This is a genomic window from Streptomyces sp. NPDC048277, from assembly GCF_040652235.1.
Classification (GTDB): Bacteria; Actinomycetota; Actinomycetes; order Streptomycetales; family Streptomycetaceae; genus Streptomyces.
In genome coordinates this window covers 946,196-969,679 of the sequence record NZ_JBEZLQ010000001.1, presented here as the reverse complement: position 1 = coordinate 969,679, position 23,484 = coordinate 946,196, and the positions used below count along the sequence as shown (strand labels likewise).

Annotated in this window: 15 protein-coding genes; 6 read left to right on the top strand and 9 right to left on the bottom strand. The window is 72.4% G+C overall.

Annotated elements, in window-relative coordinates; translation table 11 throughout:
- Positions 1 to 70 precede the first annotated feature (70 nt).
- The 3 genes from AB0D85_RS04530 to AB0D85_RS04520 all read left to right on the top strand — a co-directional run bounded on the left by AB0D85_RS04530 (position 71) and on the right by AB0D85_RS04520 (position 6,090).
- A complete protein-coding gene (locus AB0D85_RS04530) occupies positions 71 to 811 on the top strand; it encodes a response regulator transcription factor (RefSeq protein WP_362313294.1) in 741 nt (246 codons plus the stop codon).
- Positions 808 to 1,941, top strand: coding sequence for a HAMP domain-containing sensor histidine kinase (locus AB0D85_RS04525; RefSeq protein ID WP_362313291.1), 1,134 nt, complete (start codon positions 808 to 810; stop codon positions 1,939 to 1,941). Before AB0D85_RS04530 ends, AB0D85_RS04525 begins: the two co-directional genes overlap by 4 nt.
- A 327-nt stretch (positions 1,942 to 2,268) precedes the next feature.
- Positions 2,269 to 6,090, top strand: coding sequence for a multifunctional oxoglutarate decarboxylase/oxoglutarate dehydrogenase thiamine pyrophosphate-binding subunit/dihydrolipoyllysine-residue succinyltransferase subunit (locus tag AB0D85_RS04520; protein ID WP_362313288.1), 3,822 nt, complete (start codon positions 2,269 to 2,271; stop codon positions 6,088 to 6,090).
- 69 nt (positions 6,091 to 6,159) lie between these two features.
- On the opposite strand, the gene fxsT is transcribed toward AB0D85_RS04520, so the two are convergent.
- The 8 genes from fxsT to AB0D85_RS04480 form a co-directional block, all read right to left on the bottom strand.
- Positions 6,160 to 9,165: an FxSxx-COOH system tetratricopeptide repeat protein gene (fxsT, locus tag AB0D85_RS04515; RefSeq protein ID WP_362313285.1), complete on the bottom strand. Its 3,006-nt coding sequence runs from the start codon at positions 9,163 to 9,165 to the stop codon at positions 6,160 to 6,162.
- 121 nt (positions 9,166 to 9,286) lie between these two features.
- Positions 9,287 to 10,699 (bottom strand): HEXXH motif-containing putative peptide modification protein, encoded by a 1,413-nt coding sequence (locus AB0D85_RS04510; RefSeq protein WP_362313522.1) that lies wholly within the window; start codon positions 10,697 to 10,699, stop codon positions 9,287 to 9,289.
- A complete protein-coding gene (locus AB0D85_RS04505) occupies positions 10,699 to 11,853 on the bottom strand; it encodes an FxsB family cyclophane-forming radical SAM/SPASM peptide maturase (RefSeq protein ID WP_362313283.1) in 1,155 nt (384 codons plus the stop codon). The genes AB0D85_RS04510 and AB0D85_RS04505 overlap by 1 nt, the downstream gene beginning before the upstream one ends.
- Positions 11,854 to 12,031: 178 nt before the next feature.
- Positions 12,032 to 12,184, bottom strand: coding sequence for an FxSxx-COOH cyclophane-containing RiPP peptide (gene fxsA / locus AB0D85_RS04500; protein WP_362313281.1), 153 nt, complete (start codon positions 12,182 to 12,184; stop codon positions 12,032 to 12,034).
- Between the two features lie 50 nt (positions 12,185 to 12,234).
- Positions 12,235 to 15,990, bottom strand: coding sequence for an SAV_2336 N-terminal domain-related protein (locus tag AB0D85_RS04495; protein WP_362313279.1), 3,756 nt, complete (start codon positions 15,988 to 15,990; stop codon positions 12,235 to 12,237).
- Positions 15,991 to 15,997: 7 nt separating this feature from the next.
- Positions 15,998 to 17,011 carry a MoxR family ATPase gene (locus AB0D85_RS04490; protein ID WP_362313276.1) on the bottom strand — a complete coding sequence of 338 codons (1,014 nt, stop codon included), beginning with the start codon at positions 17,009 to 17,011 and terminating at the stop codon, positions 15,998 to 16,000.
- Between the two features lie 126 nt (positions 17,012 to 17,137).
- Positions 17,138 to 19,441, bottom strand: a complete 2,304-nt coding sequence (locus AB0D85_RS04485) for a trypsin-like peptidase domain-containing protein (protein ID WP_362313274.1) — start codon at positions 19,439 to 19,441, stop codon at positions 17,138 to 17,140.
- Positions 19,438 to 19,896: a CU044_2847 family protein gene (locus AB0D85_RS04480; protein WP_362313271.1), complete on the bottom strand. Its 459-nt coding sequence runs from the start codon at positions 19,894 to 19,896 to the stop codon at positions 19,438 to 19,440. Before AB0D85_RS04480 ends, AB0D85_RS04485 begins: the two co-directional genes overlap by 4 nt.
- A gap of 225 nt (positions 19,897 to 20,121) precedes the next feature.
- Between AB0D85_RS04480 and AB0D85_RS04475 the strand changes: the two genes are divergently transcribed.
- A complete protein-coding gene (locus tag AB0D85_RS04475; RefSeq protein ID WP_152776632.1) occupies positions 20,122 to 20,301 on the top strand; it encodes a DUF6104 family protein in 180 nt (59 codons plus the stop codon).
- Positions 20,302 to 20,425: 124 nt separating this feature from the next.
- On the opposite strand, the gene AB0D85_RS04470 is transcribed toward AB0D85_RS04475, so the two are convergent.
- A complete protein-coding gene (locus tag AB0D85_RS04470; protein WP_362313268.1) occupies positions 20,426 to 21,187 on the bottom strand; it encodes a hypothetical protein in 762 nt (253 codons plus the stop codon).
- 218 nt (positions 21,188 to 21,405) lie between these two features.
- Here AB0D85_RS04470 and AB0D85_RS04465 point away from each other — a divergent pair, with 218 nt between their 5' ends.
- Both AB0D85_RS04465 and AB0D85_RS04460 read left to right on the top strand, forming a co-directional pair.
- Complete coding sequence (locus tag AB0D85_RS04465) at positions 21,406 to 22,341, top strand: hypothetical protein (protein ID WP_362313265.1); 936 nt, start codon at positions 21,406 to 21,408, stop codon at positions 22,339 to 22,341.
- Position 22,342: 1 nt separating this feature from the next.
- Positions 22,343 to 23,434, top strand: a complete 1,092-nt coding sequence (locus AB0D85_RS04460; protein WP_362313262.1) for a PadR family transcriptional regulator — start codon at positions 22,343 to 22,345, stop codon at positions 23,432 to 23,434.
- Positions 23,435 to 23,484 lie beyond the last annotated feature (50 nt).

Below are 23,484 nucleotides of genomic sequence, written 5' to 3'. Positions count from 1 at the left end.
GAATCATTCAAGCGTCAATCGCAGTCATGGGATCACCCCACTGGTTCCGGAAAGCACACAGGGGCGGGCGATGGAGCAGACACACACCTCCCACAACGGCACGGCGACGGCGACGCCCGGCGCCCAGCGCCGTGTTCTGGTCGTCGAGGACGACCCCACGATCGTCGACGCCATCGCGGCCCGCCTGCGCGCCGAGGGATTCCTCGTGCAAACCGCTGGTGACGGCCCGGCCGCCGTCGACACCGCCGAGGCCTGGCAGCCCGACCTGCTGATCCTCGACATCATGCTGCCCGGCTTCGACGGTCTGGAGGTCTGCCGGCGCGTGCAGGCCCAGCGGCCGGTGCCGGTGCTGATGCTCACCGCGCGGGACGACGAGACCGACATGCTGGTCGGCCTCGGGGTCGGCGCCGACGACTACATGACCAAGCCGTTCTCCATGCGGGAGCTGGCGGCACGCGTGCACGTGCTGCTGCGGCGGGTGGAGCGGGCGGCCATCGCGGCCTCCACGCCCCGCTCCGGCATCCTGCGCCTCGGCGAGCTGGAGATCGACCACGCGCAGCGCCGGGTGCGGGTGCGCAGCGAGGACGTGCACCTCACACCGACCGAGTTCGACCTGCTGGTCTGCCTCGCCAACACCCCGCGCGCGGTGCTCTCCCGTGAGCAGCTGCTCGCCGAGGTCTGGGACTGGGCGGACGCCTCGGGCACCCGCACGGTCGACAGCCACATCAAGGCGCTGCGCCGGAAGATCGGCGCCGAGCGGATCCGCACCGTGCACGGTGTGGGCTACGCGCTGGAGACCCCCACGCCATGAGCGCCGGGCCGACCGGACCAAGAGGCCCCGGGGGGTCCGGGCTCCCCGGGAGCCCCGGAGAGGAGCCCTGGGGCGGGGTACGCCCGTTCTCGATCAAGACCAAGCTGGGCGCGCTCGTCGTCGTCTCGGTGCTGATCACGACAGGCCTGTCGATGATCGCGGTGCACACCAAGACGGAGCTGCGCTTCATCACGGTCTTCTCGATGATCGCCACACTGCTGATAACGCAGTTCGTGGCGCATTCGCTCACCTCGCCGCTGGACGACATGAATCTGGTGGCCCGGTCGATCTCGCAGGGCGACTACACACGCCGGGTGCGCGAGAACCGCCGCGACGAGCTGGGCGACCTGGCCGAGACGATCAACGTCATGGCCGACGAGCTGGAGGCGCAGGACCGCCAGCGCAAGGAGCTGGTCGCGAACGTCTCGCACGAGCTGCGCACGCCCATCGCGGGCCTGCGGGCCGTCCTGGAGAACGTCGTCGACGGAATCGCCGAGCCCGACACCGAGACGATGCGTACGGCCCTCAAGCAGACCGAGCGTCTCGGCCGACTGGTGGAGACCCTGCTGGACCTCTCCCGCCTGGACAACGGCGTCGTACCCCTGCGTCAGCGCCGTTTCGAGGTGTGGCCGTACCTCTCGGGCGTGCTGAAGGAGGCCAACATGGTCGTCGGGGCACGCGGGCTCGCCTCGAACTCCGGCAGCCACACGCGTACCGATGTCCATCTGCACCTCGACGTGTCCCCGCCGGAGCTGACCGCGCACGCCGACCCGGAGCGCATCCACCAGGTCGTGTCGAACCTCATCGACAACGCGGTCAAGCACAGCCCGCCGCACGGCCGGGTGACGGTGAGGGCGCGGCGCGGGCCGCAGCCGGAGTCGCTGGAGCTGGAGGTCCTGGACGAGGGCCCCGGCATTCCGCGCTCGGAGTGGCACCGCGTCTTCGAGCGCTTCAACCGGGGGGCCGTACGGCGGCCGCACGGGCCCGGCAGCGACGGCGGCACCGGACTGGGTCTGGCGATCGCCCGGTGGGCGGTGGATCTGCACGGCGGCCGGATCGGCGTGGCCGAATCCGACCGGGGTTGCAGGATTATCGTCACCCTCCCGGGGCTTTCATCCATTCCAAGTTGACGTAAAGTTCGATCCGGAGCCTCAAGATCCACCTGTGGTCCGCACGGTCGTCGGCACAGCCGGACACGTGTGATCAGGTCCGGCCTTCGCGCACGTCGCGACGGGGGCCGGTGTGAGGTGATCACCGGGCGTGGCGGAGCCATGCCCGGTTGCATCCTTTCATAGCGGAACCACGCTTGTTTCCCGCCATTTCAAGCCCTGAAACACGTTTTCTGGTGTGACTTACACGACGATGCACCGGCCCGACCTGACCTTCGGGGTCCGGAAGGCGTAGCGTTTATTCCCGCTGTCCATAACCTTGTGAAGCGGAAGAGGGCGGTTGCCGCCGTGTCGCCACAGTCCCCCAGTAACTCGAGTGTCTCGACCGACGCAGACCAAGCGGGCAAGAACCCCGCGGCCGCGTTCGGACCGAACGAGTGGCTCGTCGACGAGATCTATCAGCAGTACCTCCAGGACCCGAACTCGGTAGACCGTGCCTGGTGGGACTTCTTCGCCGACTACAAGCCGGGAGCGCCCGCCGCCTCGGCTCCGGCGGGTACCGCGGCCGCGGGGGCCGCGGGCACCACGACGCCCGCGCCGGCGCCGCAGGCCGCGGCTCCGGTCGTCCCGGCGCCCGCGCAGGCCGCTCCCGCCGCCCAGACGCCCGCGGCGCCCGCCCCGGCCGCTCCGAAGGCCGCAGCGCCCGCTCCGGCGCCCGCGAAGCCCGCCGCTGCCGCTCCGGCTCCCGCCGCCGCCAAGCCGGCCGCCGCCGCGAAGGCCGCGCCCGCCACCGCGGCTCCCGACGGTCCTGACCTGGTCACCCTGCGTGGTCCGGCCGCCGCCGTCGCGAAGAACATGAGCGCCTCGCTGGAGGTGCCGACGGCCACCTCGGTCCGCGCGGTCCCGGTGAAGCTGCTGTTCGACAACCGCATCGTCATCAACAACCACCTCAAGCGCGCCCGGGGCGGGAAGATCTCCTTCACGCACCTGATCGGCTTCGCGATGGTGCAGGCCCTCAAGGCCATGCCGTCGATGAACTACTCGTTCGCGGAGAAGGACGGCAAGCCGACCCTGGTCAAGCCGCCGCACGTGAACTTCGGCCTGGCCATCGACCTGGTGAAGCCCAACGGCGACCGCCAGCTCGTGGTGGCCGGCATCAAGAAGGCCGAGACCCTGAACTTCTTCGAGTTCTGGCAGGCCTACGAGGACATCGTCCGTCGCGCCCGCGACAACAAGCTGACGATGGACGACTTCACCGGCGTCACGGTCTCCCTGACCAACCCCGGCGGCCTCGGCACCGTCCACTCGGTCCCGCGTCTGATGCCCGGCCAGTCGGTCATCATGGGCGTCGGCTCCATGGACTACCCGGCGGAGTTCCAGGGCACCAGCCAGGACACCCTGAACAAGCTCGGCATCTCGAAGGTCATGACGCTCACGTCGACCTACGACCACCGGGTGATCCAGGGCGCCGCCTCCGGCGAGTTCCTGCGCGGCGTCGCGAACCTGCTGCTCGGCGAGAACGGCTTCTACGACGACATCTTCGAGGCCCTGCGCATCCCCTACGAGCCGGTCCGCTGGCTCCGGGACATCGACGCCTCGCACGACGACGACGTCACCAAGGCCGCCCGCGTCTTCGAGCTGATCCACTCCTACCGGGTCCGCGGCCACGTCATGGCCGACACCGACCCGCTGGAGTACAAGCAGCGCAAGCACCCCGACCTGGACATCACCGAGCACGGCCTCACCCTGTGGGACCTGGAGCGCGACTTCGCGGTCGGCGGCTTCGCCGGCAAGTCGATGATGAAGCTGCGCGACATCCTCGGTGTGCTGCGCGACTCGTACTGCCGCACCACGGGCATCGAGTTCATGCACATCCAGGACCCGAAGCAGCGCAAGTGGATCCAGGACCGGGTGGAGCGCCCGCACTCCAAGATGGAGCGCGAGGAGCAGCTGCGGATCCTGCGCCGTCTGAACGCGGCGGAAGCCTTCGAGACCTTCCTGCAGACGAAGTACGTCGGCCAGAAGCGCTTCTCCCTGGAGGGCGGCGAGTCGGTCATCCCGCTCCTGGACGCCGTCCTGGACTCGGCCGCCGAATCCCGTCTCGACGAGGTCGTCATCGGCATGGCCCACCGCGGCCGCCTGAACGTCCTCGCCAACATCGTCGGCAAGTCGTACGCGCAGATCTTCCGCGAGTTCGAGGGCAACCTCGACCCGAAGTCGATGCACGGCTCCGGCGACGTGAAGTACCACCTGGGCGCCCAGGGCACCTTCACCGGCCTGGACGGCGAGCAGATCACGGTCTCGCTGGCCGCGAACCCCTCCCACCTGGAGACGGTCGACCCGGTCATCGAGGGCATCGCCCGCGCCAAGCAGGACATCATCAACAAGGGCGGCACGGACTTCACGGTCCTGCCGGTCGCGCTGCACGGCGACGCGGCCTTCGCGGGCCAGGGCGTGGTGGCCGAGACCCTGAACATGTCGCAGCTGCGCGGCTACCGCACCGGCGGCACGGTCCACATCGTCATCAACAACCAGGTCGGCTTCACGGCCGCCCCGGAGTCCTCGCGTTCCTCCATGTACGCCACGGACGTGGCCCGCATGATCGAGGCCCCGATCTTCCACGTGAACGGCGACGACCCCGAGGCCGTCGTCCGCGTCGCGCGCCTGGCCTTCGAGTTCCGCCAGGCGTTCAACAAGGACGTGGTGATCGACCTCATCTGCTACCGCCGCCGCGGTCACAACGAGTCGGACAACCCGGCCTTCACCCAGCCGCTGATGTACGACCTGATCGACAAGAAGCGCTCGGTGCGCAAGCTCTACACCGAGTCCCTGATCGGTCGCGGCGACATCACCCTGGAAGAGGCCGAGCAGGCCCTGCAGGACTACCAGGGCCAGCTGGAGAAGGTCTTCACGGAGGTCCGCGAGGCCACCTCGCAGCCGGCCACCGGTGCCGTCCAGGAGCCCCAGGACGGCTTCCCGGTCGCCGTGCCGACCGCGATCTCCACGGAGACCGTCAAGCGCATCGCCGAGTCCCAGGTCAACATCCCGGACTACTTCACCGTCCACCCGCGTCTGCTGCCGCAGCTGCAGCGCCGGGCGGCGATGATCGAGGACGGCACGATCGACTGGGGCATGGGCGAGACGCTCGCCATCGGCTCGCTGCTGATGGAGGGCACCCCGGTCCGCCTCTCCGGCCAGGACTCCCAGCGCGGCACCTTCGGCCAGCGCCACGCGGTCCTCATCGACCGCGAGACGGGCGCCGACTACACGCCGCTCCTCTACCTGTCCGAGGACCAGGCCCGCTACAACGTCTACAACTCGCTGCTCTCCGAATACGCGGTGATGGGCTTCGAGTACGGCTACTCGCTGGCCCGTCCCGACGCGCTGGTGATGTGGGAGGCGCAGTTCGGTGACTTCACCAACGGCGCCCAGTCGATCGTCGACGAGTACATCTCGGCGGCCGAGCAGAAGTGGGGCCAGACGTCCGGCGTCACCCTGCTCCTCCCGCACGGCTACGAGGGCCAGGGCCCGGACCACTCCTCGGCCCGTATCGAGCGCTTCCTGCAGCTCTGCGCCCAGAACAACATGACGGTGGCCATGCCCACCCTCCCCTCGAACTACTTCCACCTTCTCCGCTGGCAGGTGCACAACCCGCACCACAAGCCGCTGGTCGTCTTCACCCCGAAGTCGATGCTGCGGCTCAAGGCGGCGGCCTCGACGGCGGAGGAGTTCACGAGCGGGCAGTTCCGCCCGGTCATCGGCGACGCCTCGGTCGACCCGAACGCGGTCCGCAAGGTCGTCTTCTGCACCGGCAAGGTCTACTACGACCTGGAGGCCGAGCGGCAGAAGCGCGGCGTCACGGACACGGCGATCATCCGCCTCGAGCGCCTGTACCCGCTGCCGGGTGCGGAGCTCCAGGCCGAGGTCAACAAGTACCCGAACGCCGAGAAATACCTGTGGACCCAGGAGGAGCCGGCGAACCAGGGCGCCTGGCCGTTCATCGCCCTCAACCTGATCGACCACCTGGACCTGGCGGTCGGCGCGGACGTCCCGGCGGGCGAACGCCTCCGCCGCATCTCCCGCCCGCACTCCTCGTCCCCGGCGGTGGGCTCGGCGAAGCGCCACCAGGCGGAGCAGGAGCAGCTGGTGCGTGAGGTGTTCGAGGCGTAGGCCTCACGGCACGGTGAAGGGCCCGGTCCCCGTTACGGGGGCCGGGCCCTTCGGCGTGTACTCCCCGCCTCAGCTCGCCTGGGGCTCGAAGTCCCAGTACGGCCGGTTGCGGGCGCGCGCCGAGATGGTGTGGACGTGCTGCTTGCCCAAGGTCGCCTCCAGGTCGGACAGCGCCTCCTGCTCGACCTTCTCGGCCTGTTGCCGGGAGCGCAGACCGCGCAGGTCGGCAGCGTAGGCGACCCTGGCGGACAGGGTGAGGGGATGGGTGCGGCCCAGGGTTTCGGTGGCCCGGGCGATGGTGATCCTGCTCAGTTCAGCGGCGGACTCCGTCTCGCCGATGAGGTTGCGCAGGGCGGCCGCGTTGATCGCGCACCCCAGCGTGTAGGGGTGGTTCTCGCCCACGGCCTCGGTCATGTCGGCCAGCGCCTGCTCGATCAGGACGTGGGCGTGTTCGCGCTCGCCGACGTTGCGCAGCACCAGGGCCTGGTTCGCGCGGGCGCCGATGATGAACGGGTGTCCCTCCGGCAGCAGTTGCTCGTAGCGGGCCAGGATCGACTCGCTGGTCTCGCGGGCCAGGTCGATGTCGCCGTGCTCGCGGTTGAAGCAGCTGTGGCTGACGGCTGCGGAGAGGGTGAGGAGGTGGCGGTCGCCGAGTTTGCGTTCAAAGGCTTCCAGTACGCGGGTGAGCAGCCGCCCCGCCGCCGCACGGTCACCGCCCCGGAGCAAGCAGAGCGCCAGATTGTGCTCGGCACGCAGCGTGTCCTGGTTGGTCTCCCCCGCGACGATCCGGTACTCGCGCACATTCCTGGCCTGCACGGACTCGGCTTCCGGGTAGCGGCCCAGCAGCCGGAGGCCGATCGCGTACGACACCTCGGAGAAGAGCGTCCACAGGTGGCGGCCCGTCAGCACCAGGCGTCGTTGCTCCAGCGTCCGCTGGTCGATGTCCAGGGCCTCCTGGTAGCGGCCCATCAGCCGCAGGGTGAAGCCCCAGTTGTTCAGCGCGTTGAGGGTGCGGGAGTCCTGCTCGCCGAGGAGTTCCCGGTAGGTGGGATACAGCTCCTCGTCCAGTTGGAGGGCTTCGTCGTAGCGACCGAGGGCGCGTACGTCGGCGGCCAGTCCACTGAGCACGCGCAGATAGTCGAGGTCGCGTTCGCCCCGTTCCTGGCGCAGCCGCTCCACCGCCGCGCGCTCGATGGACTCCGTCTCCTCCAGCATGCCCGCCGCACGCAGCAGGTTGGCGTAGTGGTTGGTCACGTCCCAGATCCGCGGATGCGACTCGCCCAGCAACTCGCGCCAGGTGTTCAGGGCTCGTCGGGCGAGTTTCCGGCCGGAGGTGTACTCGCCCGCGAAGTACATGTAGCGCAGGCAGTTGAGGACCAGGGTCTGGACCTTGCGGTCCTTGCTGTTGAGGACATCGGCGTACTTCAGGTGCGGCACGAGCTCCGCGTACACCTCCCATTGGCGGGTGTCGGTCGGGCGGCCGGGGTCGGCCTCGGCCAGTGCCCGCCGCACCACGTCGATGAACTCCCTCCGGTCCTCCTCCGGCATGTCCCTGCCGACGACCTGGTGGACCATCCTGTGCAGGTACACCGACTCACCGGGCGACGGTGCCTCGTCCGCACCGATCTCGTGGGACTCCAGCCGGACCACGGAGTACTGGCGCAGCTGGTTGATCGCCTTGTTCCACAGCAGCGGATCGTCCAGCAGCCCGGTCAGCTGTTCCGGCAGGTCGTCGTGCGGCATCTCGCGCAGCAGGCGTACGGGGATGAAGCCCGGCGCGAAGAACGTGCACAGGCGCAGCAGGTCGACGGACTCCGGGACGGTGTCGCGCAGCTTGTTCAGCAGTATCGACCACGCGGTCTGGAAGGCCACCGGGAAGTCGGCGGACACCCTGACGACGTCCGAGTCGACGCCGCCCTCCAGCAACGCGATGTAGTCCTCGACGGACAGGTCGGAGTCGTTGAGCCAGCCGGCCGTCTGGTCCAGCAGCAGGGGCAGGTCCTCCAGGGCCTCGGCGAGCTGGTCGGCGTCCTGCTCCGTCAGCCGGGTCGCGCGGCGCCGGATGAAGGCGACCGACTCGTCACGGTCGTACACGCGTACTTCGAGCAGCCTGCTGTTGTGCTCGCCCCACTCCGGGTTCCGGGAGGTGATGATCACATGCCCGGGGCCGGTCGGGACAAGGTCCCAGATCTGGTCCGGTTCGTCGGCGCCGTCCAGGATCAGCAGCCAGCGGGAGAAGGGGGTGCCGCGGCGCAGGGAGTCACGGAGCACACGGAGGCGCTCGCCGTACTCGTCGCCCGTGGACAGGCCGAGTTTCGGGGCGAGTTCGGCCAGCAGTCGGCGGTAGGTGACCCGGCTCTCCGCGTTGACCCACCACACCACGTCGTACTCGGAACCGAACCGGTACACGTACTCGGCGGCCATCTGGGTCTTGCCGACCCCCGGCATGCCGTGCAGGGTGAGCACACCGGCGCCCGGCTCACTGCCCTGGAGCAGGTGGTACGCCTCGTTCAGCAGCGGCTCACGGCCCGTGAAGCGGGTGTTGCGGCGCGGTACGCCGCCCCATACCTCGGGCAGCGCGCCGGGGAAGCGGGGGCCGTCGGAACCGTCCACCGGCGGACGGGCGTCGGTCGGCAGGTCGAGCCGGTCCAGCAGTCGCCGCTCCGCCTGTTCCTCGCCCATGTTGGTCAGATCGACCGGTGCCAGTACGGCGATGGCCGAGGGCACGGACGTGTTGGTGACCGACACGGCGGCGAATCGGGAGCGGTCCGGGACCACCACCTCCTGCAGCGCCGCGTTCCACTCCTCGAAGGTGCGGGGACCGAGCTGGAAGTACCGCTCGCTCACGAGAATCAGCACCCGGCCCTCGGCCAGGGAGAGGCCGCGCAGGAGGTCCACCAGGGTCTCCTCGGCCGGGGAGTCCCAGCGCATGTAGACCACCCGGACACCCCGCCGCTCCAGCCTGTCCCCGATCCACGCCGCCCAGGCCCGGTTGAACCCTGCGAAGCTGATCGTGACCGACTGCCTCGCGGCCCCCCTCTCGGTCGACCTGACCGGCGTACGAGTTTCAGACATGCGACGGCCTCCACGCGTAGTCATAAAATCCTAGAACTTCGGTGCGGCTCTGGGGAGTCCGACGACCCCGGAACCGACACCTCGGCTCGACGATCTTCGCGCAGCGGGCCCTGAGAAGTCGTCATTTCGGCGATTCACCACGGGGCGGCCGCTGTGTCCACAGCGCACGCGCCGCCCGTACATACGCCTGGGCGCGCGCCCGGTGGCCCCGGGGCGCGGGATGCGCGGCGAGCCGTTCGTGGGTGGCGGCCATCTCCTCCACGAAGCGTCTGCCCACCACCGTGAGATCCGGCGAGGCCACCAGCGCGGGCAGCGCGGCCCCGACCTGGGCGTGGTAGCGCGCGTACTGCGCCCACGCGTCCTCGGCCCGCGCCGGGTCCGCGGTGCGCGCCAGGCGCTGGAAGAAGTCCGCGAGGGCCAGGTGGGAGTACGCGCCCTGCAGCAGACCGTCGTACGGCCGCGGGTCCGGGCGCCAGGGTGCGAAATACCGTGCGGCCGGGCCCGCCCGGTGCAGTTCCGTCATCTCGCTCAGCGCCGCCAGCTTGGTGTGCTGCAACTCGTGGACGAGGGTCGCCGCGAAGGCGACCGGGGTGACCGGGGCGCTGCTCAGCAGGGCGCCGAAGGCCTCGCGCCGGGTTCCGCTGCAGCTGCCCCGGTCGTCCGAGCCGGGCGGCATCTCCAGCGGGACCAGACAGCGCAGCAGCGCGAGCGCCTCCGTGAGCCGCCCCTCGCCTCCGGAACGCAGTGCGGCAGCCGTGCCGGACCAGGACTGCAGCCAGCGCTTGCGTTCGGCGTCGTCCGGGCCCGCCGGGCCGCTGAGCGGGTACTGGTCGGGTTCGCGGGGCGGCACCCGGTAGGGGTCGAGGTCGTCCAGGGGCATGGGGGCGGCGCCGGGCACCAGGCCCGGCAGCGCGTACGCCGGGGTCCAGGCGGGGGAACCGGACCACGCTCCGAAGCCGTGCTCCAGGCAAACGGTGACATCGGTCTCCCGATGATCCTGATGAAACGTCATACGGCCCGCGTCGTGCGTGACCCGGACCCGCCCGGCTTCCCGCCCCGCCGTGCGCAGCGCGCCCAGCGACGGCAGGACCAGGGTGCCGTCCCGGGCGGTCAGTTCGACGGTGAAGGGGATTCCGGCACGGGCCGCGGCCACCGCCGCGACGGCACTGAAGTAGGCCAGGTCCAGGGCGAGTTCGCGGCGCCGACGGGGGGCCGGGGTGCCGGTTCGCGGGTCGAGACCGGCCAGGCAGCGGCGGGCCCAGGCACCCGTCAGCGGGTACCGCAGCCGCGTCCGCGCCGAGGAGCCCGGGGCCGCCCGGTCCGCCTCCGTCAGCAGCGCCCAGTCCTCCCTGAGCCGCGACTTCGCCGCCGGTGGGCACACCGTCGCCTCCGCCGCCTCCGCCACGTCCAGCACCGCGCGCAATAGGAGCAGCCGCCGGATGTCCTGGTCCCGGACCAGGAGGGCGAGTGTGTCGGCGCCGCCCTCCGTACGCCCGAGTTCGGCGAGGGCCGGACCCGGGACCGCCGGAAATATCACGGGGTGCCCCCTTCATGAGAGGCCGGGGCCGGTGTCCCGTCCGCGGCGAGCCGGCCGGCCACATGCCGGATGAATCGCTCCAGGTCGGCGCAGTACACGGAGGGGTTCCGGAAGCCGTGTCCGGCGCGGTAGCGGTGCGCGTAGTGGCCGCCGCCGCACACCGCCAGCAGGGGGCAGGCCCGGCACCGGTCGGCCAGCGCGGCGATGCCCGCCTGTCGCGCCACCACGCCCGGATGCCGTAACGCGTCGTCGAAGGCGTGCCGGAAGACGTCCAGGCCGGTATGGGCGGCACCCTCGTAGGTCGACTTCAGCGAGTCGGCCTGCTCGATCGCCCCGTCCGTCTCCACCACCAGCGCGTCGAACGGCGCGAGCCCCAGCGACTCGGTGGCCGCCGGCAGTCCCAGCAGCAGCGCGATGCACTCCTCGAAGAGCCGCACCCGGGTCTCCCGCCGCCCGGCCGACCACCAACGGTCGAAGACGGCGCACAGCCAGTCGCCGTAGCGGATCCCCTTCCCCTCCGGTGGCGGTGCCGACCAGTTGCCGTAGGGAAGCAGCAGGTCCAGGCCGGGCGGGCGGAGTTCGAGGAGGGAGTCGTATGTCTCCACCGGGTCGAGAGCCGGGTCGACGACGGTCAGGATTCCCGCGTACGACTGCGGGAAGCGCTCGGCGAGCAGCCGCGCCCCTCGTACGGCGGCGGGCCAGGACGCCCGGCCGGCGTGGTCGACGCGACGTGCGTTGTGCTCCGGGCGACCGCCGTCGAGGCTGATGCCGACCTGGATGCCGTGCCGGGCCAGCACGGTCAGCCGGGCCTCGGTCAACAGGGTGGCGTTCGTCTGGACGACGGCCCGCACCGAGCAGCCCGTGGGGACGCGCGTGCGAACCGAGTCGGCGAACCGGGCGAGGGTGTCGACGCCCGCCAGCAGGGGTTCTCCGCCGTGCAGGACGAGGGAGACCGCGGTCAGGCCGTGGGCGTGGGCGTGTTCGGCGATGCGGTCGGCGGTACGGTCCAGGACGGCGGCCGGCGCGGCGGCCGGGCGGGTGCGCCAGGTGTGGTCGGGGCCCTCGTAGAGGTAGCAGTAGGTGCAGGCCAGATTGCAGCGGCCGTGCACCTTCACGATGAATTGGCGGAACGGGTGACCGGTCGTAGACACCCCAGCACCCCCATGCCGTACAGCTCCACCCGTGTCGAGCCGCATTCCCGGTCGGAGACCGGATGCAAACCCATTGCGATCGAAGTTGTCGTTTTCTACCTCTATTTGACCGAGCGAGACGGTCCTTCACAGCGCCATGTGGCTCACACCGCGTACTTCTTTCCTTCGCGCCCTGTGGTCACATCGTCTGGTTGAAGCCCCACAGCGTCTCGCTCGGCCGCTCCGCCCGTTCGCGCAGTTCCTCCAAGACAGCGCGCAGGACCGGATGCTGAAGGTTCCTCAGCTCCTCCAGGTCCAGGTCCAGCAGCTCCGGCAACGGCTCGTCCGTCATGTCCCCGTTCCTCTCCTGGTCCCTCTCCACGCAGCCGCTCCGCGGCGCGCTCACTCCAGTTCCGCGAGCCGCTCCGCCGTGTCGTGCGCCGTCGGGACGCCCGTGCTCAGCGTGCCCTCCGGCAGTCGCGACCACTCCGTGCGGGCGGAGCGGTAGGCCTCGCGGGCGGCCCTCGGGCGGGCGGCCGTCTCGTAGGACATACCCCGCCAGTGGTGTGCCTGCGCGCCCAGCACCACCGCTTCCTGGCGGCCGCGCTCGGTACGGGCCCTCTCCTCCGCCTCCCGGGCCGACTCGGCGGCGAGCCGGAAGGCGTCCACCGCCTCGTCCAGCCGGGTCGGACGGCCCAGGCTCCGGTAGGCCTCGTACTGCGCCTGGCCCAGCTCCAGCCGGCAGCGGGCGGCCAGCAGCGGGTCGTCCGCCGCGGACGCGGCGTGCGCCGCGAGGCCGAAGAGGTACTCCGCCTCGCGGAGGTCCACCCGGTCGCCGCGCCCGCGGTAGCGGAGGATCAGGGCCCGGCCGAGCAGCAGCAGGCGGTAGCCCGTCTCGCGGTGTCCCGACGGGGTCTCCCGGCGGCAGTCCCGGAGCACCCGGATCGCCTGGGACAGGGGCGCCCAGGCGCGGTCGCCGGGCTCCGAGGCCGCCCGGCGCAGCAGGGCCTCGCCCCACTCGGCCAGGACCTGGGAGTAGGCCGGGTCGTCCCTGGGCATGTCCGCGGCCGCGTTGGCGAACGAGGCGGCCGCGTCCTGGAGTTCGCGCGGGTCGCCCGTCTCGGTGTACCGGGCGACCCGGATGCGCCCGGCCCGGAGGTGCAGGGCGGCGCGCTGGCTGCGTTTCCGTGTGACCGCCAGGGCCTCGTCGACCCGGTCCTGGGCCTCGTCCAGGGCGCCGCCCGCGCGCAGCAGGGCGTCCACCAGGTCGAGCCGTACCCTGACCCGGTCGGAGGCCTCGGGGTCCGCCTCCAGGGCGTCGCGCAGGGAGCGGGACGCCTGTTCCGCGTAGCCGCGGGCCTGTTCGGGGTCGGTGGTCGCGCCGGAGAGACGCAGCAGGATCCGGCCGTGCGCGAGGGGGAGTTCGGGCGGGCGGTGGCGGCGGTCCGGCCAGGCGTCGGCGAACGCCTCCAGCATGCCGACCGCGCCCTGCAGCAGCGCGCTGTCGCCGCCCAGACTCCACTGCGCCTCCAGCGCGCCGACCCGTTCCAGGGTCAGCCGCAGCGCCTCCCGCTGGTCGAGGTCGGGCGCGCCGCAGGCCACCGCGTACTCCCGGTCCGCGCGGCGCAGCAGGTCGAGGGCGCCGTCCTGGTCGCCGCGCCGCCTGCGGTCGGTGGCGGCGGCCCGCAACACCCGTGCCAGCACGGCCCGTTCACGCCGGGCGTGCGGGTGGGCCACGGCCCGCTCCGCCGCCTCCTCGGCCTCGCGCAGCAGATCGGCGCCGCCCTGCACCTCCCACAGGCGCAGGGTGCAGATCGCGTACTCCGCCCACAGCTCCGGGTCCGCCCCTAGGGGCTCCTCGTGCTCGGTGGCCCCGCGCAGCAGCTGTACGGCGTCGATGACGTCCTGCACCATGCCCTCGGCGTCGAACCGGGTGAGCAGGGCGCGGGCCCGGTCGACCGCCTGGTGGGTGGGGCGTTCGCCCGGTCGTACGGCGGTGTCGCGGCCGCCGTAGAGCCGGAACTGCTCGGGCAGCGGCATGAAGCGTTCCAGGACGCGGGCGGCGACCTCGGCGAAGGGCTGCGGGACCAGGGTCGCGTCGCCGTTGTCGCCGTTGCGGGCCGGGTATCCGGTGCCCGGCGGGGTGTACGGCCGCCCGGAGCCGCCGTCGCCGAGCTGGGCGAGGGCGAGGGCCGGGAAGTTGGGGCCGCCCTTGCCGAAGCGCTGCTCGATGTACTCGGAGCAGTGCTTGAGGACGAGCAGGGCCTCGTCCCGGCCGAGGGCGTCGAGCAGGGCCTCCTGGACCTCGGGCTCCATCGCGTACCACTGGGTGCCGTCCGTGCCCTGGTCGACGCGGCCCTCGTGGGCGCGGGTGACCAGGCCGCCGAGCAGCACCTCGGCCAGTTCGGAGGGGCCGGAGTCGGGCAGCATGGTCCGCTGGACCAATTGCATCACCGGGAGGCAGAGCGGGGCGGCGGCCAGGTAGACGGCGAGGCGGCCGGCGCTCGGGGAGGCGACGGACTGGAACCTGCTGACGCGCTCGATCGGCGACGGGGCGCGCCCGGGGCGGGACGCCGGCGCGGGCGGCTGGTCCGCGCGCACCCAGCCCACCGCGCCCGCGACCGGACCGGCGCCGATCCCCGAGAGCAGCCTCGCCCAGGCCCCGAGCGCCACCGGCTCGGGCGGCAGCACGGGCACGGGTACGGCGCCGCGTGCCCCGCCCGACGCGGTCCCGGCCGCGGTACGCACCCGCAGCGCGGTGGCGCCGCCCAGCGTCTCGCCCCGGCTCAGCTCGCCGTACGTCACCGGCAGCCGGGTGCGGCTCCACATCCGCTGCGGCAGCGGCTGGAGCACGGCGACCGGGGCCTGTCGGGACAGGTGGTACAGCAGCCGGTGGGCCCGGCCGCTGCGCCACAGCGGTCCGGCGCAGTCGCTGACAAGGACGGTGATACGGCGCCCGGTCGGGTCGCTGAGGCGGTCGGCGGTGTGCAGCGGGGCCGCGTGCACGTCGGCGCTGCGGCTGACCGCCGCCTCGCCGTCGGGGCCGGTGTGCAGATGACTGATCTGGATGTCGCCGAAGGCGCCCAACTGGCCGAACACCTGGACCAGTTCGGCGAACATCCGGTCCCAGACCCGCATCGACGGCGAGGCCTCCAGGACCAGTTGGAGCCGGGCGTCGCCCCGGGTCACGGCGCGGTGCACGGGCAGGATCAGGCCGCCCGCGCGTGCGCTGTGCTCGGCGGTCGCCGTCTCGTCCAGTTCGGTGCGCAGGGGCGGCGCGGCGCTGCGGTAGGCCTGCAACGGCCGCAAAGCGCGCTGGAGTTCGAGTGGCGCGGGCAGGGCGGGGGCGGCGGGTACGCCGACCGGCAGCCCGGTGATCCGCCCGGCCGCCCGGGTGTGCCCGGCACCGGGCTGCGGCAGCGGGTAGAGGGAGGTACGGCGGTCGGCTCCGGCGGCCTCCGGGCCGACGGGCCGCGGCCGGGGCGGCCGGCCGGGTTCGGGCGCGGCCGGGGTGTCCCGCCCCGGGCCGTTCACCGGTACGGCGGGCCCCTTCGGCAGGCCCGATCCGGACCCGGCGTCAGGCGTCTCCTCCGCCGCCTCCACCGCGGGCCGCGCCCACCGGGCCAGCCACAGGGCGTCGCTCAGCCCCTCGGTGTCCGGATCAAGCCCGACCTCCCGCAACCGCCGCACGAGCTCGGCCAAGGAATCACCAGAGGAATCACCGTCGGAGAGACCACCCGGATCGCCGCCGCCACCAGAACCGCCGGGGCCACGCGGCCCGCCACCGCCGTCGAACCCGCCGGGACCACCCGGCCCGCCGGGACCACCCGGATCGCGACCGTCGCCGGAGCCGACAGGACCACCCGGCCCGCGTTCGTCGCCGAAGGCACCAGGGCCATCCGGCGGCCTGCGACCATCGTCGAAGCCACCAGGGCCGCCCAGCCGCCCGCGACCGTCACCGGAGCCGCTACGGTCACCCGAGTCGGGACCGTCGCCGGAGCCGCCGGGTCCGGCCGGTGTGATGGGCTCGGCGGCCGTGCCGGAGGGCTTGTTCGGCGAAGCCGGCGTCGTGGAGTCGTCCGCAGGCGTGCCGGGGTCGCCCGGTGCCCCGTCGGGGTCGGGTGGGAGGGGGCCGTGTCGCGGTGCTGCGTCCGGCATCAGCGGCTCACCTCGGGCGGTCGAGTCGCTGGATGAGCAGGTCGGCGAGGCGGTCGCGGCTGGGCGGGGCGGCCGCGTCGGTCAGGTAGATCGCGTTCAGCAACTGGTCGGTGGCGAGGAGTTCGCTGCGGGAGCGCTCAAGGAAGCGGTTGATCAGGTCGTCGCCCGCGCGGGCCGCCTCGTCGCCGAGGTGGGCGCGGACGAACGTGGCGAGCCGGTTGTGGTCCGGGCGGTCCAGCTGGAGGTGGATGCAACGGCGCATCAGCGGGGCCGGGAAGTCCCGCTCGCCGTTGCTGGTGAGGACCACGAACGGGAAGGCCCGGCAGCGCACCCGGCCGTCCCGGACCCGGACCTTCGTGCCGTCGGCGGTGAGCACCTCGGCCTCGCCGTCCGGCAGCCGGTCGGCGATCCGCTGCAGCTCGGGTATCTCGAACTCGCCCTCCTCCAGCACGTTCAGGAGGTCGTTGGGCAGGTCGATGTCGCTCTTGTCGAGCTCGTCGATCAGCAGGACGCGGGGCGTGTCGGAGGGGAGGAGGGCGGTGCCGAGCGGGCCGAGGCGGATGTAGCTGCCGATCGCCTCGACGGCCCCCGGGTTGCCGCCCGCCGCGCCGTAGCCCCCCTGCGCGGCGATCTGCACGTCCTGGAGGCGCGCGATGGCGTCGTAGTCGTACAGACCGTCACCGAGCGTGGAGCGGCTGACGATGGACCAGCGCAGTACGTCACCCAGGCCCAGCTCGTACGCCACCGAGTGCGCCAGTGTGCTCTTGCCCGCGCCGGGGCTGCCGGTGACGAGGAGCGGGCGGCGCAGATACAGCGCCGCGTTGATCATCTCCAGCTCCTCGGCGCCGGGCCGGTGCAGCTCGGCCAGGTGCCGGTGCGCGCCGAGCCTGCGGTTCTGGGAGCCGTCGGCCGTGTCCCGGCCGGAGAAGTCCCGCCAAGGGGGCGGCGGGGGCAGCCTGTTCATGCCATCGTGGGGTTCCCCGGCGCCTCGGTAGATGAGCCACTCACTGGATTCGGTCATGTCCGGTCCTCGTCGTCACTCGTCCGTCCCGTCCCCACGGCAGCCGTCGAACGTGCTTCACGTTATCGACCTTCAGCAGCCCGTGTAAGGGCCTCACACAGGGCGCGTGAGTTCATGGCGCGGAGTTCACGGTGCCTCCAGCAAGTCGCCCGTACCGGGCAGGGGTTGGTGCGGGTCGTCGTACAGGAGAGCGATGTCCTGGGCCCAGAACGCCTCCGTGAGCCCCTCGCGCACCTGTTTGCGCAATCCGTACACCAATTCGGGCAGTGCCCCGGCGCCGGCCGCGTCGTAGACGGTCATCCTGGCTCCCCGGTGGAACTCCCCGCACACGGAGTCGGTCTGGCGTCTCCAGCGGCGCCACAGCACCACGCCGTACCCCGCCCGGACGATCCGCCCGAGTGCGGTGGCGTCGTCCGGGTAGCGCTGGTCGCCCTGGCGGCACAGCACCGGGACGGTCCCGGGCGCGAGGAGGCGCAACACCCCCACGTCCGACACGGGCCGGCGCACCGCGTCGTCGCAGTCCAGTATCTCGGCCCTGGCGCTGGCGTCCGGCCGGTCACGCCGGTCGTGCACCCGGTGCCAGCGGTCGCGGCGGTCGGACTCCTCGTCGTCGCCGGGGAGTTCACCGCCGTACCCGCCGTCCTCCGCGGGCAGCTGGTCGCGGTCCTTGCAACGGATCACGACCGGCCGTTCGGCGCCCAGCGGCTCGGCGCCGGGCCGCAGCCGCCACTCGTCCACCGGCAGGTCGAGCAGCAGATGCGGCAGCGCGGCGTGCAGCGGGACCGGCCGGCCGGGCTCGTCACAGCGCCGGAACGCCTCGGCGAGCGACTCGGCGACGCGGCCGGCGAGGTCGTCGAGCGGGGCGTCCTGCCCTCCGCTCAGCGGGGTCGCCCCGCCCTCGGGCCCGGCCACCGCGACCGACCAGTCGCAGTGGCCGCGGTTCCAGGCCAGATGCTCCACTTCGAGCAGGACGGAGAGGGAGGTGGAGGGCGGCGGAACGGACCGGTCCGGGGCGGTGGCGCGCGAATGCGCCAGGGCCGACTCCGCCGCGGCGCCCGCGGTCCGGTGCTCGGCACGGTCGCGGCCGGCACGGTCGCTGCCAGCCCGTTCGCGGTCGCCCCGGTCACGGTCGCCCCGGTCACGGTCGCCCCGGTCACGGTCGCCCCGGTCGCGGTCGACCCGTTCGCGCCGCCGGTCGCCGTGGTGCTGGGCGCGTCTACGGGCGAGGTCGCTGCGGGTGTCGCTGTCCAGCCGGGTCGCGAGCTGCTTGATCCACTCCCACAGGGCTTGTTCGGCGTCGAGTACGAAGGGGGTGGCCGGGCGCTCGGCGGTCATGACCCGCATCGCGTACTCGACGACGAGCCGGAGCGCGCCGTCGTGCCGCGCGTTCTCGTACAGCGCGCCGAGTCCGTCGCGCCAGCCGCGCGGTGCGGGCGACAGGGTCGGCAGCCGGAAGCCCGGCAGCGAGTGGAGGATGTCGAGCAGCCCGCGGGTGCTGTCCGGCGGCGGCAGATCGGCGAGCCGGCCGAGCAGTTCGGCGCGCTCGTCCGGGCTCAGCGTCCGGCCCGGCCGGACCCCGCGTTCGGCCTGGAGGTCGGTCCAGGTGGGGCGCCCGGAGTCGGTGGGCTGCTGGCGGTCGCGGTGGTAGCGGTCGTGGGCGTGGAAGACGGCCTGGTAGAGGTCGTGCTGGTACGGGTCGTGATGGCGCAGGCCGTGCCGGTACAGGTCGTGCCGCCGGTCGCCCGGCGCCACCGGCAGGGTGCGCAGCCGCTCGATCCCGATCGAGGTCCCGCCCGATCCGTGGTCCGCGCGGGACTTCAGCACGCCGACGACCTCGCCGCGCACCGGATCGATCACGGGCCCGCCGGAGACGCCGAGCGGCAGGTCGTTCTCCCCGAGGCGCATCTGGGCGCCCGCCGACCAGCCGCCGATGGTGCCGTGCACGGTCAGAAAGCCGTCGTGCGGCTGCGGCTGCCCCTGGAAGGGGGCCCAGCCGGCGTAGAACACCCGCCCCTCGGTGTAGTGCGGCATCGGCCGCTCGGAGACGTACACACACTCGTGGTCGACGGGCTCACGCAGCCGGACGAGCGCCAGGTCGGGCGCGGGCCAGCCGCCCCGGACGGGCCGGTCGACCTGCTCCGGGAGGGTCGCCGCGACCTTGCCGGGCACGGCGGAGGGCTCGTCGAAAGGACCGGGCTGGTAGACCACGGTGACCTCGCCCCCCTCCCCGCCGTCGACCACATGGGCGCAGGTCAGCACCCAGTTCGGTGCGATGAAGAAGCCACTTCCCAAAAACTCTCCGGACTCGTCCGGGGCATACCCGACACCTGTGCGATGAATGCGCACGGTGGCCGCCATCACGAGTTCACGCAGCGCATGGTGGGCCGGGTCCCAGCCGCCGGATGCGCCCCCGTCGTGCCCTTCCGTCATTCCGCGCCCCCGGCTGCCGGGCCCTGGGCGCCCCCGTGCACCGGGGCGCCGCCGGATGCGCCCGCGCGCGCGGCCGGGGCACCGTCGTGGCCGGCGTCCGGATCGGGCGGGCCGCCCCCGTGCCAGGTCAGCGTCACCGTGATCGCGGCCTTCGCCTCCCCGTCCGCGAGCAGCCCCACGACCTTCCCGGCCTTCGCGGTCAGCTCGATCCCGAACTCGACGCTCACCTCGTCGGGCCGCACCGCGCGCAGCGGCTCGGCGAGCGACCGCGCGACCCCGCCCACCAGCGAGTGCAGACTCTCGACGCTCGCCTCCACCCGCTCGGCGAGCCCGGTGTCCGTGTACGACAACTCCCCTGTCGGCGCGGTCAGTTCCTCGGCCCCCGAGATCCGCGCCCACACAGGCGTACCGTCCGGCAACCGCACCCGCGCTATCCGCGTAGCGTCCTGCTCCATTCCGCTCCCCCGTTCCCCCGAGCCCCGTGTGCTCCCTACGCCGTACCGTTCCTGGTTTCCCGCCCTTCCCGCACGGGAAGACATCGCCGTTTCCGTCCCACGGGGAAAGACTCCTTCCCTCCCGAGACGGGCCCTACCCTTCACCGACGGCAGACCTTTGTCGTCCGCCTAGGCTGGTAGGCGCCCATCACCGGGCATCCACACTTGTACGCAGGAGAGCACCCCATGTACTTCACCGACCGAGGCATCGAGGAACTGGAGAAGCGGCGCGGCGAGGAAGAGATCACCTTCGAGTGGCTCGCGGAACAGCTCCGCACGTTCGTCGACCTGAACCCCGACTTCGAGGTCCCGGTGGAGCGACTGGCGACCTGGCTGGCACGACTGGACGACGAGGACGAGGAGTAAGGGCGGAGGAGCAGGGGGCTTTTCGAGCGCCCCGAGGGACAGCGTGCCCCTCAGGGGCGCGGGGAACTGCGCGACCAGCCCCCACCGGCCCGCAGCCGAAGGACGACGCGCAACCCGCGGTCCATCAATCACGCGGGAACACCGTCTCGTACGACAGCTCCAGCCCCCCGTGCGCCATCAGCACCATCCCCACCGCGGCCCACCCCACCCTGCGCCGCCGCACCCCCCACGCCGCCACCGGCACCCCCACGGCCACCTCGGCCAGGGCCAGCCGGTGGGCCCTCGGCATCCCTCCCTCGGCCACGTCGGGGCCAGCGCCCCCGACCCGCCTCGCGTCAGCCATCACGCGCAGGAGGCGGTGGGCCGGATCGCCGGCGTCGAGTCCCTCGGGCAGCTCCACCCCCGCCCGCGCGAGGACCGCGATCAGCCCCCGCAGGCGCGCGCGTGCGTCGGCCGCCGGGTCCGGCGCGGTCAGCCGGTCGAGGAGCCGCACGTCCAGCACGGGATCCAGCCCGAGCCGCGCCGCGATCGTGTGCATCGCCCCGCTCTCCCCCGCCGGCGTGCCGTCGGCGAGCCAGACGTAGCCGACCGGGCGGCGGAAGCCGGAGGCGAGGGTGCAGCCGGCGCGGTCGGCGTCCCACCACAGCGCGAGCACGGGCCACGCGGAACCCACGGCGAGCGCGGCGGCCCAGCCGCCGAGGACCCGGTCGACGGGCTCGCTCCCGCGCAGCCACGGTGAGCCCTCGGGGACCAGCACACTCCACTCGCCGGCCCCGGTCAGCAGCATCCGTTCCCTCAGGAGCGGGGCGAGCGGGGCGACGGCTTCGGGGGCGGCCCGGCAGAGCAGCAGGGCACCCCCGGCGGCAGGGGATTCGTCCGTCGACATGGACACACGCTAAGCAATTCATCCGCTTATCGCCCGATATGCACCCCAACAACCCCTGCCGAAGTCAAGTCTCGACCCAACCCATCACACGGAAGAGTGTCTTGACTTCCGACAGCCGCGATATATCGTGTTTCACGGAAGACGCGATATGGCGCGAACCGTGCATGCGCGTCCCTGTCCAGCCGCCATGCCATGCCCCGTCGAGGGAGGTCCGCACCATGTCCAAGTCCGAGTGGTCCGTCGCCAAGCCCAGCAAGCTCGACTTCGACACCGCCGTGAGCGATCTGCACGTCCGCATCGTCAACGGAACAGTCAACGTCGTGGGCACGGACGAGGGTTCCGCCCGTCTGGAAGTCTCCGAGATCGAGGGGCCGCCCCTGATCGTCACGTGCGAGGGCGGCACCCTCACCGTGGCCTACGAGGACCTGCCCTGGAAGGGCTTCCTCAAGTGGCTCGACCGCAAGGGCTGGCGCCGCAGCGCGGTCGTCTCGCTCGCCGTCCCCGCGGACACCCGCGTGGAGGTGGGCGTGGTCGGCGCCGCCGCGGTCGTCTCGGGAATCAGCGGCACCTCGGTGGTCAAGGGCGTCACCGGCGACACCACCCTGGTCGGCCTCTCCGGCGAGGTCCGCGCCGACACCGTGTCCGGGAACCTGGAGGCCCAGGCCGTCACCGGCGATCTGCGGTTCAACTCCGTCTCCGGCGACCTGACCGTCGTCGAGGGCTCGGGCTCCGCCGTCCGCGCCGACTCGGTCAGCGGCTCCATGATCATCGACCTGGACCCGGACGGACCGACCGACGTCAGGCTGACCAGTGTCTCCGGCGAGATCGCCATCCGGCTGCCGCACCCGGCCGACGCCGAGGTCGAGGCCAACACCGCGAGCGGCACGATCTCCAACGCCTTCGACGGACTGCGGGTGCACGGCCAGTGGGGCGCCCACAAGATCACCGGCCGTCTCGGCGCGGGCAACGGCAAGCTGCGCGCCACCACCGTCTCCGGCTCCATCGCCCTGCTGCGCCGCCCGCCCAAGGAGGACGACGACGAGAAGACGGCCTGGGAGGCCGAGCCGCCCACCGACGCCGGGCCGCACAGCGAGCCGGGAGACAATGCCGACGCGGCCCCGGCCGACGGTACGACCGACAAGAAGGTGCTCTGACATGCCTCCCGTCTTCGCCCATGGCCGCCTCCGCCTCTACCTGCTCAAGCTGCTGGACGAGGCCCCGCGGCACGGCTACGAGGTGATCCGGCTGCTCGAGGAGCGCTTCCAGGGCCTGTACGCCCCGTCGGCGGGCACCGTCTACCCCCGCCTGGCCAAGCTGGAGGCCGAGGGCCTGGTCACGCACACCACCGAGGGCGGCCGCAAGGTCTACGCCATCACGGACGCGGGCCGCGCCGAACTGGCGGACCGCAGCGGCGAGTTGGCCGACCTGGAGCTGGAGATCCGTGAGTCGGTGGCCGAACTGGCCGCCGAGATAAGGGCCGACGTGCGCGGCGCGGCCGGCGATCTGCGGCGCGAGGTGCGGGCGGCCGCCACCGAGGCCCGGCGCGGCGCCGGTGCCGGGGCCGGCGCCGGGGCCGGGGAGTTCGGCGACCTCGGCGACAAGGAGTCATGGCGGGTCGCCAAGGAGGAGATGCGCCGGGTCAAGCAGGAGTGGAAGGAGCAGGCCCGCCGCGCCAAGGACGAGAGCCGCCGGGCACGTGACGAGGCCCAGCGGGCCCGCCGGCAGGCCCAGGAGGCCCAGGCACGGGCGCGGGCCCAGGCCCAGGAGGAGATGCAGCGCATAGCGCGCCGGGTGCAGGAGCACGTCCAGGACCACTTCTCGCGCGGCGACTGGCCGACGGGGGTCCGCGAGGGCCTCAGCGAACTCGCCAAGGAGTTCGGCGAGTTCGGGAAGGACTACGGCAAGGAGTTCGGCAAGGACGTCGGCCGGGAGTTCGGCTTCGGCGGCCGTACCGAGCCGGAGCCCGGAGCCGGACCGGACCTGCGCAAGTCGGCACCGGCACCGGAGTACTCGGACACCCCGGAGGACTTCCCGGCACAGTTCACCCCGGCGTGGGCGCACGGCGACGAGACCGACACCGGAGACCCGGCCCGCGATCTCGACCGGCTCCTGGACCGCTTCCGCGACGACATCCGCGACGCGGCCCGCGACCACGGAGTCACCCCGGACCAACTCCACGACGCCCGCCGCCACCTGTCGACGGCGGCGGCCCGCATCGGGGCGCTGCTGCGCAACGCGAAGCCCTGAGCACCGGCACACGAAGGCGGGCCCGGACACCGAGCGGGCCCGCCCTCCTT

What these genes read in the sequence shown, in the direction of transcription:
- AB0D85_RS04495 (WP_362313279.1), bottom strand. Translation starts at nt 15,990, where the DNA reads ATGCCGGACGCAGCACCGCGACACGGCCCCCTCCCACCCGACCCCGAC.
- AB0D85_RS04490 (WP_362313276.1), bottom strand. Translation starts at nt 17,011, where the DNA reads ATGACCGAATCCAGTGAGTGGCTCATCTACCGAGGCGCCGGGGAACCC.
- AB0D85_RS04470 (WP_362313268.1), bottom strand. Translation starts at nt 21,187, where the DNA reads ATGTCGACGGACGAATCCCCTGCCGCCGGGGGTGCCCTGCTGCTCTGC.
- fxsT (WP_362313285.1), bottom strand. Translation starts at nt 9,165, where the DNA reads ATGTCTGAAACTCGTACGCCGGTCAGGTCGACCGAGAGGGGGGCCGCG.
- AB0D85_RS04480 (WP_362313271.1), bottom strand. Translation starts at nt 19,896, where the DNA reads ATGGAGCAGGACGCTACGCGGATAGCGCGGGTGCGGTTGCCGGACGGT.
- AB0D85_RS04465 (WP_362313265.1), top strand. Translation starts at nt 21,406, where the DNA reads ATGTCCAAGTCCGAGTGGTCCGTCGCCAAGCCCAGCAAGCTCGACTTC.
- AB0D85_RS04485 (WP_362313274.1), bottom strand. Translation starts at nt 19,441, where the DNA reads ATGACGGAAGGGCACGACGGGGGCGCATCCGGCGGCTGGGACCCGGCC.
- fxsA (WP_362313281.1), bottom strand. Translation starts at nt 12,184, where the DNA reads ATGACGGACGAGCCGTTGCCGGAGCTGCTGGACCTGGACCTGGAGGAG.
- AB0D85_RS04525 (WP_362313291.1), top strand. Translation starts at nt 808, where the DNA reads ATGAGCGCCGGGCCGACCGGACCAAGAGGCCCCGGGGGGTCCGGGCTC.
- AB0D85_RS04460 (WP_362313262.1), top strand. Translation starts at nt 22,343, where the DNA reads ATGCCTCCCGTCTTCGCCCATGGCCGCCTCCGCCTCTACCTGCTCAAG.
- AB0D85_RS04475 (WP_152776632.1), top strand. Translation starts at nt 20,122, where the DNA reads ATGTACTTCACCGACCGAGGCATCGAGGAACTGGAGAAGCGGCGCGGC.
- AB0D85_RS04530 (WP_362313294.1), top strand. Translation starts at nt 71, where the DNA reads ATGGAGCAGACACACACCTCCCACAACGGCACGGCGACGGCGACGCCC.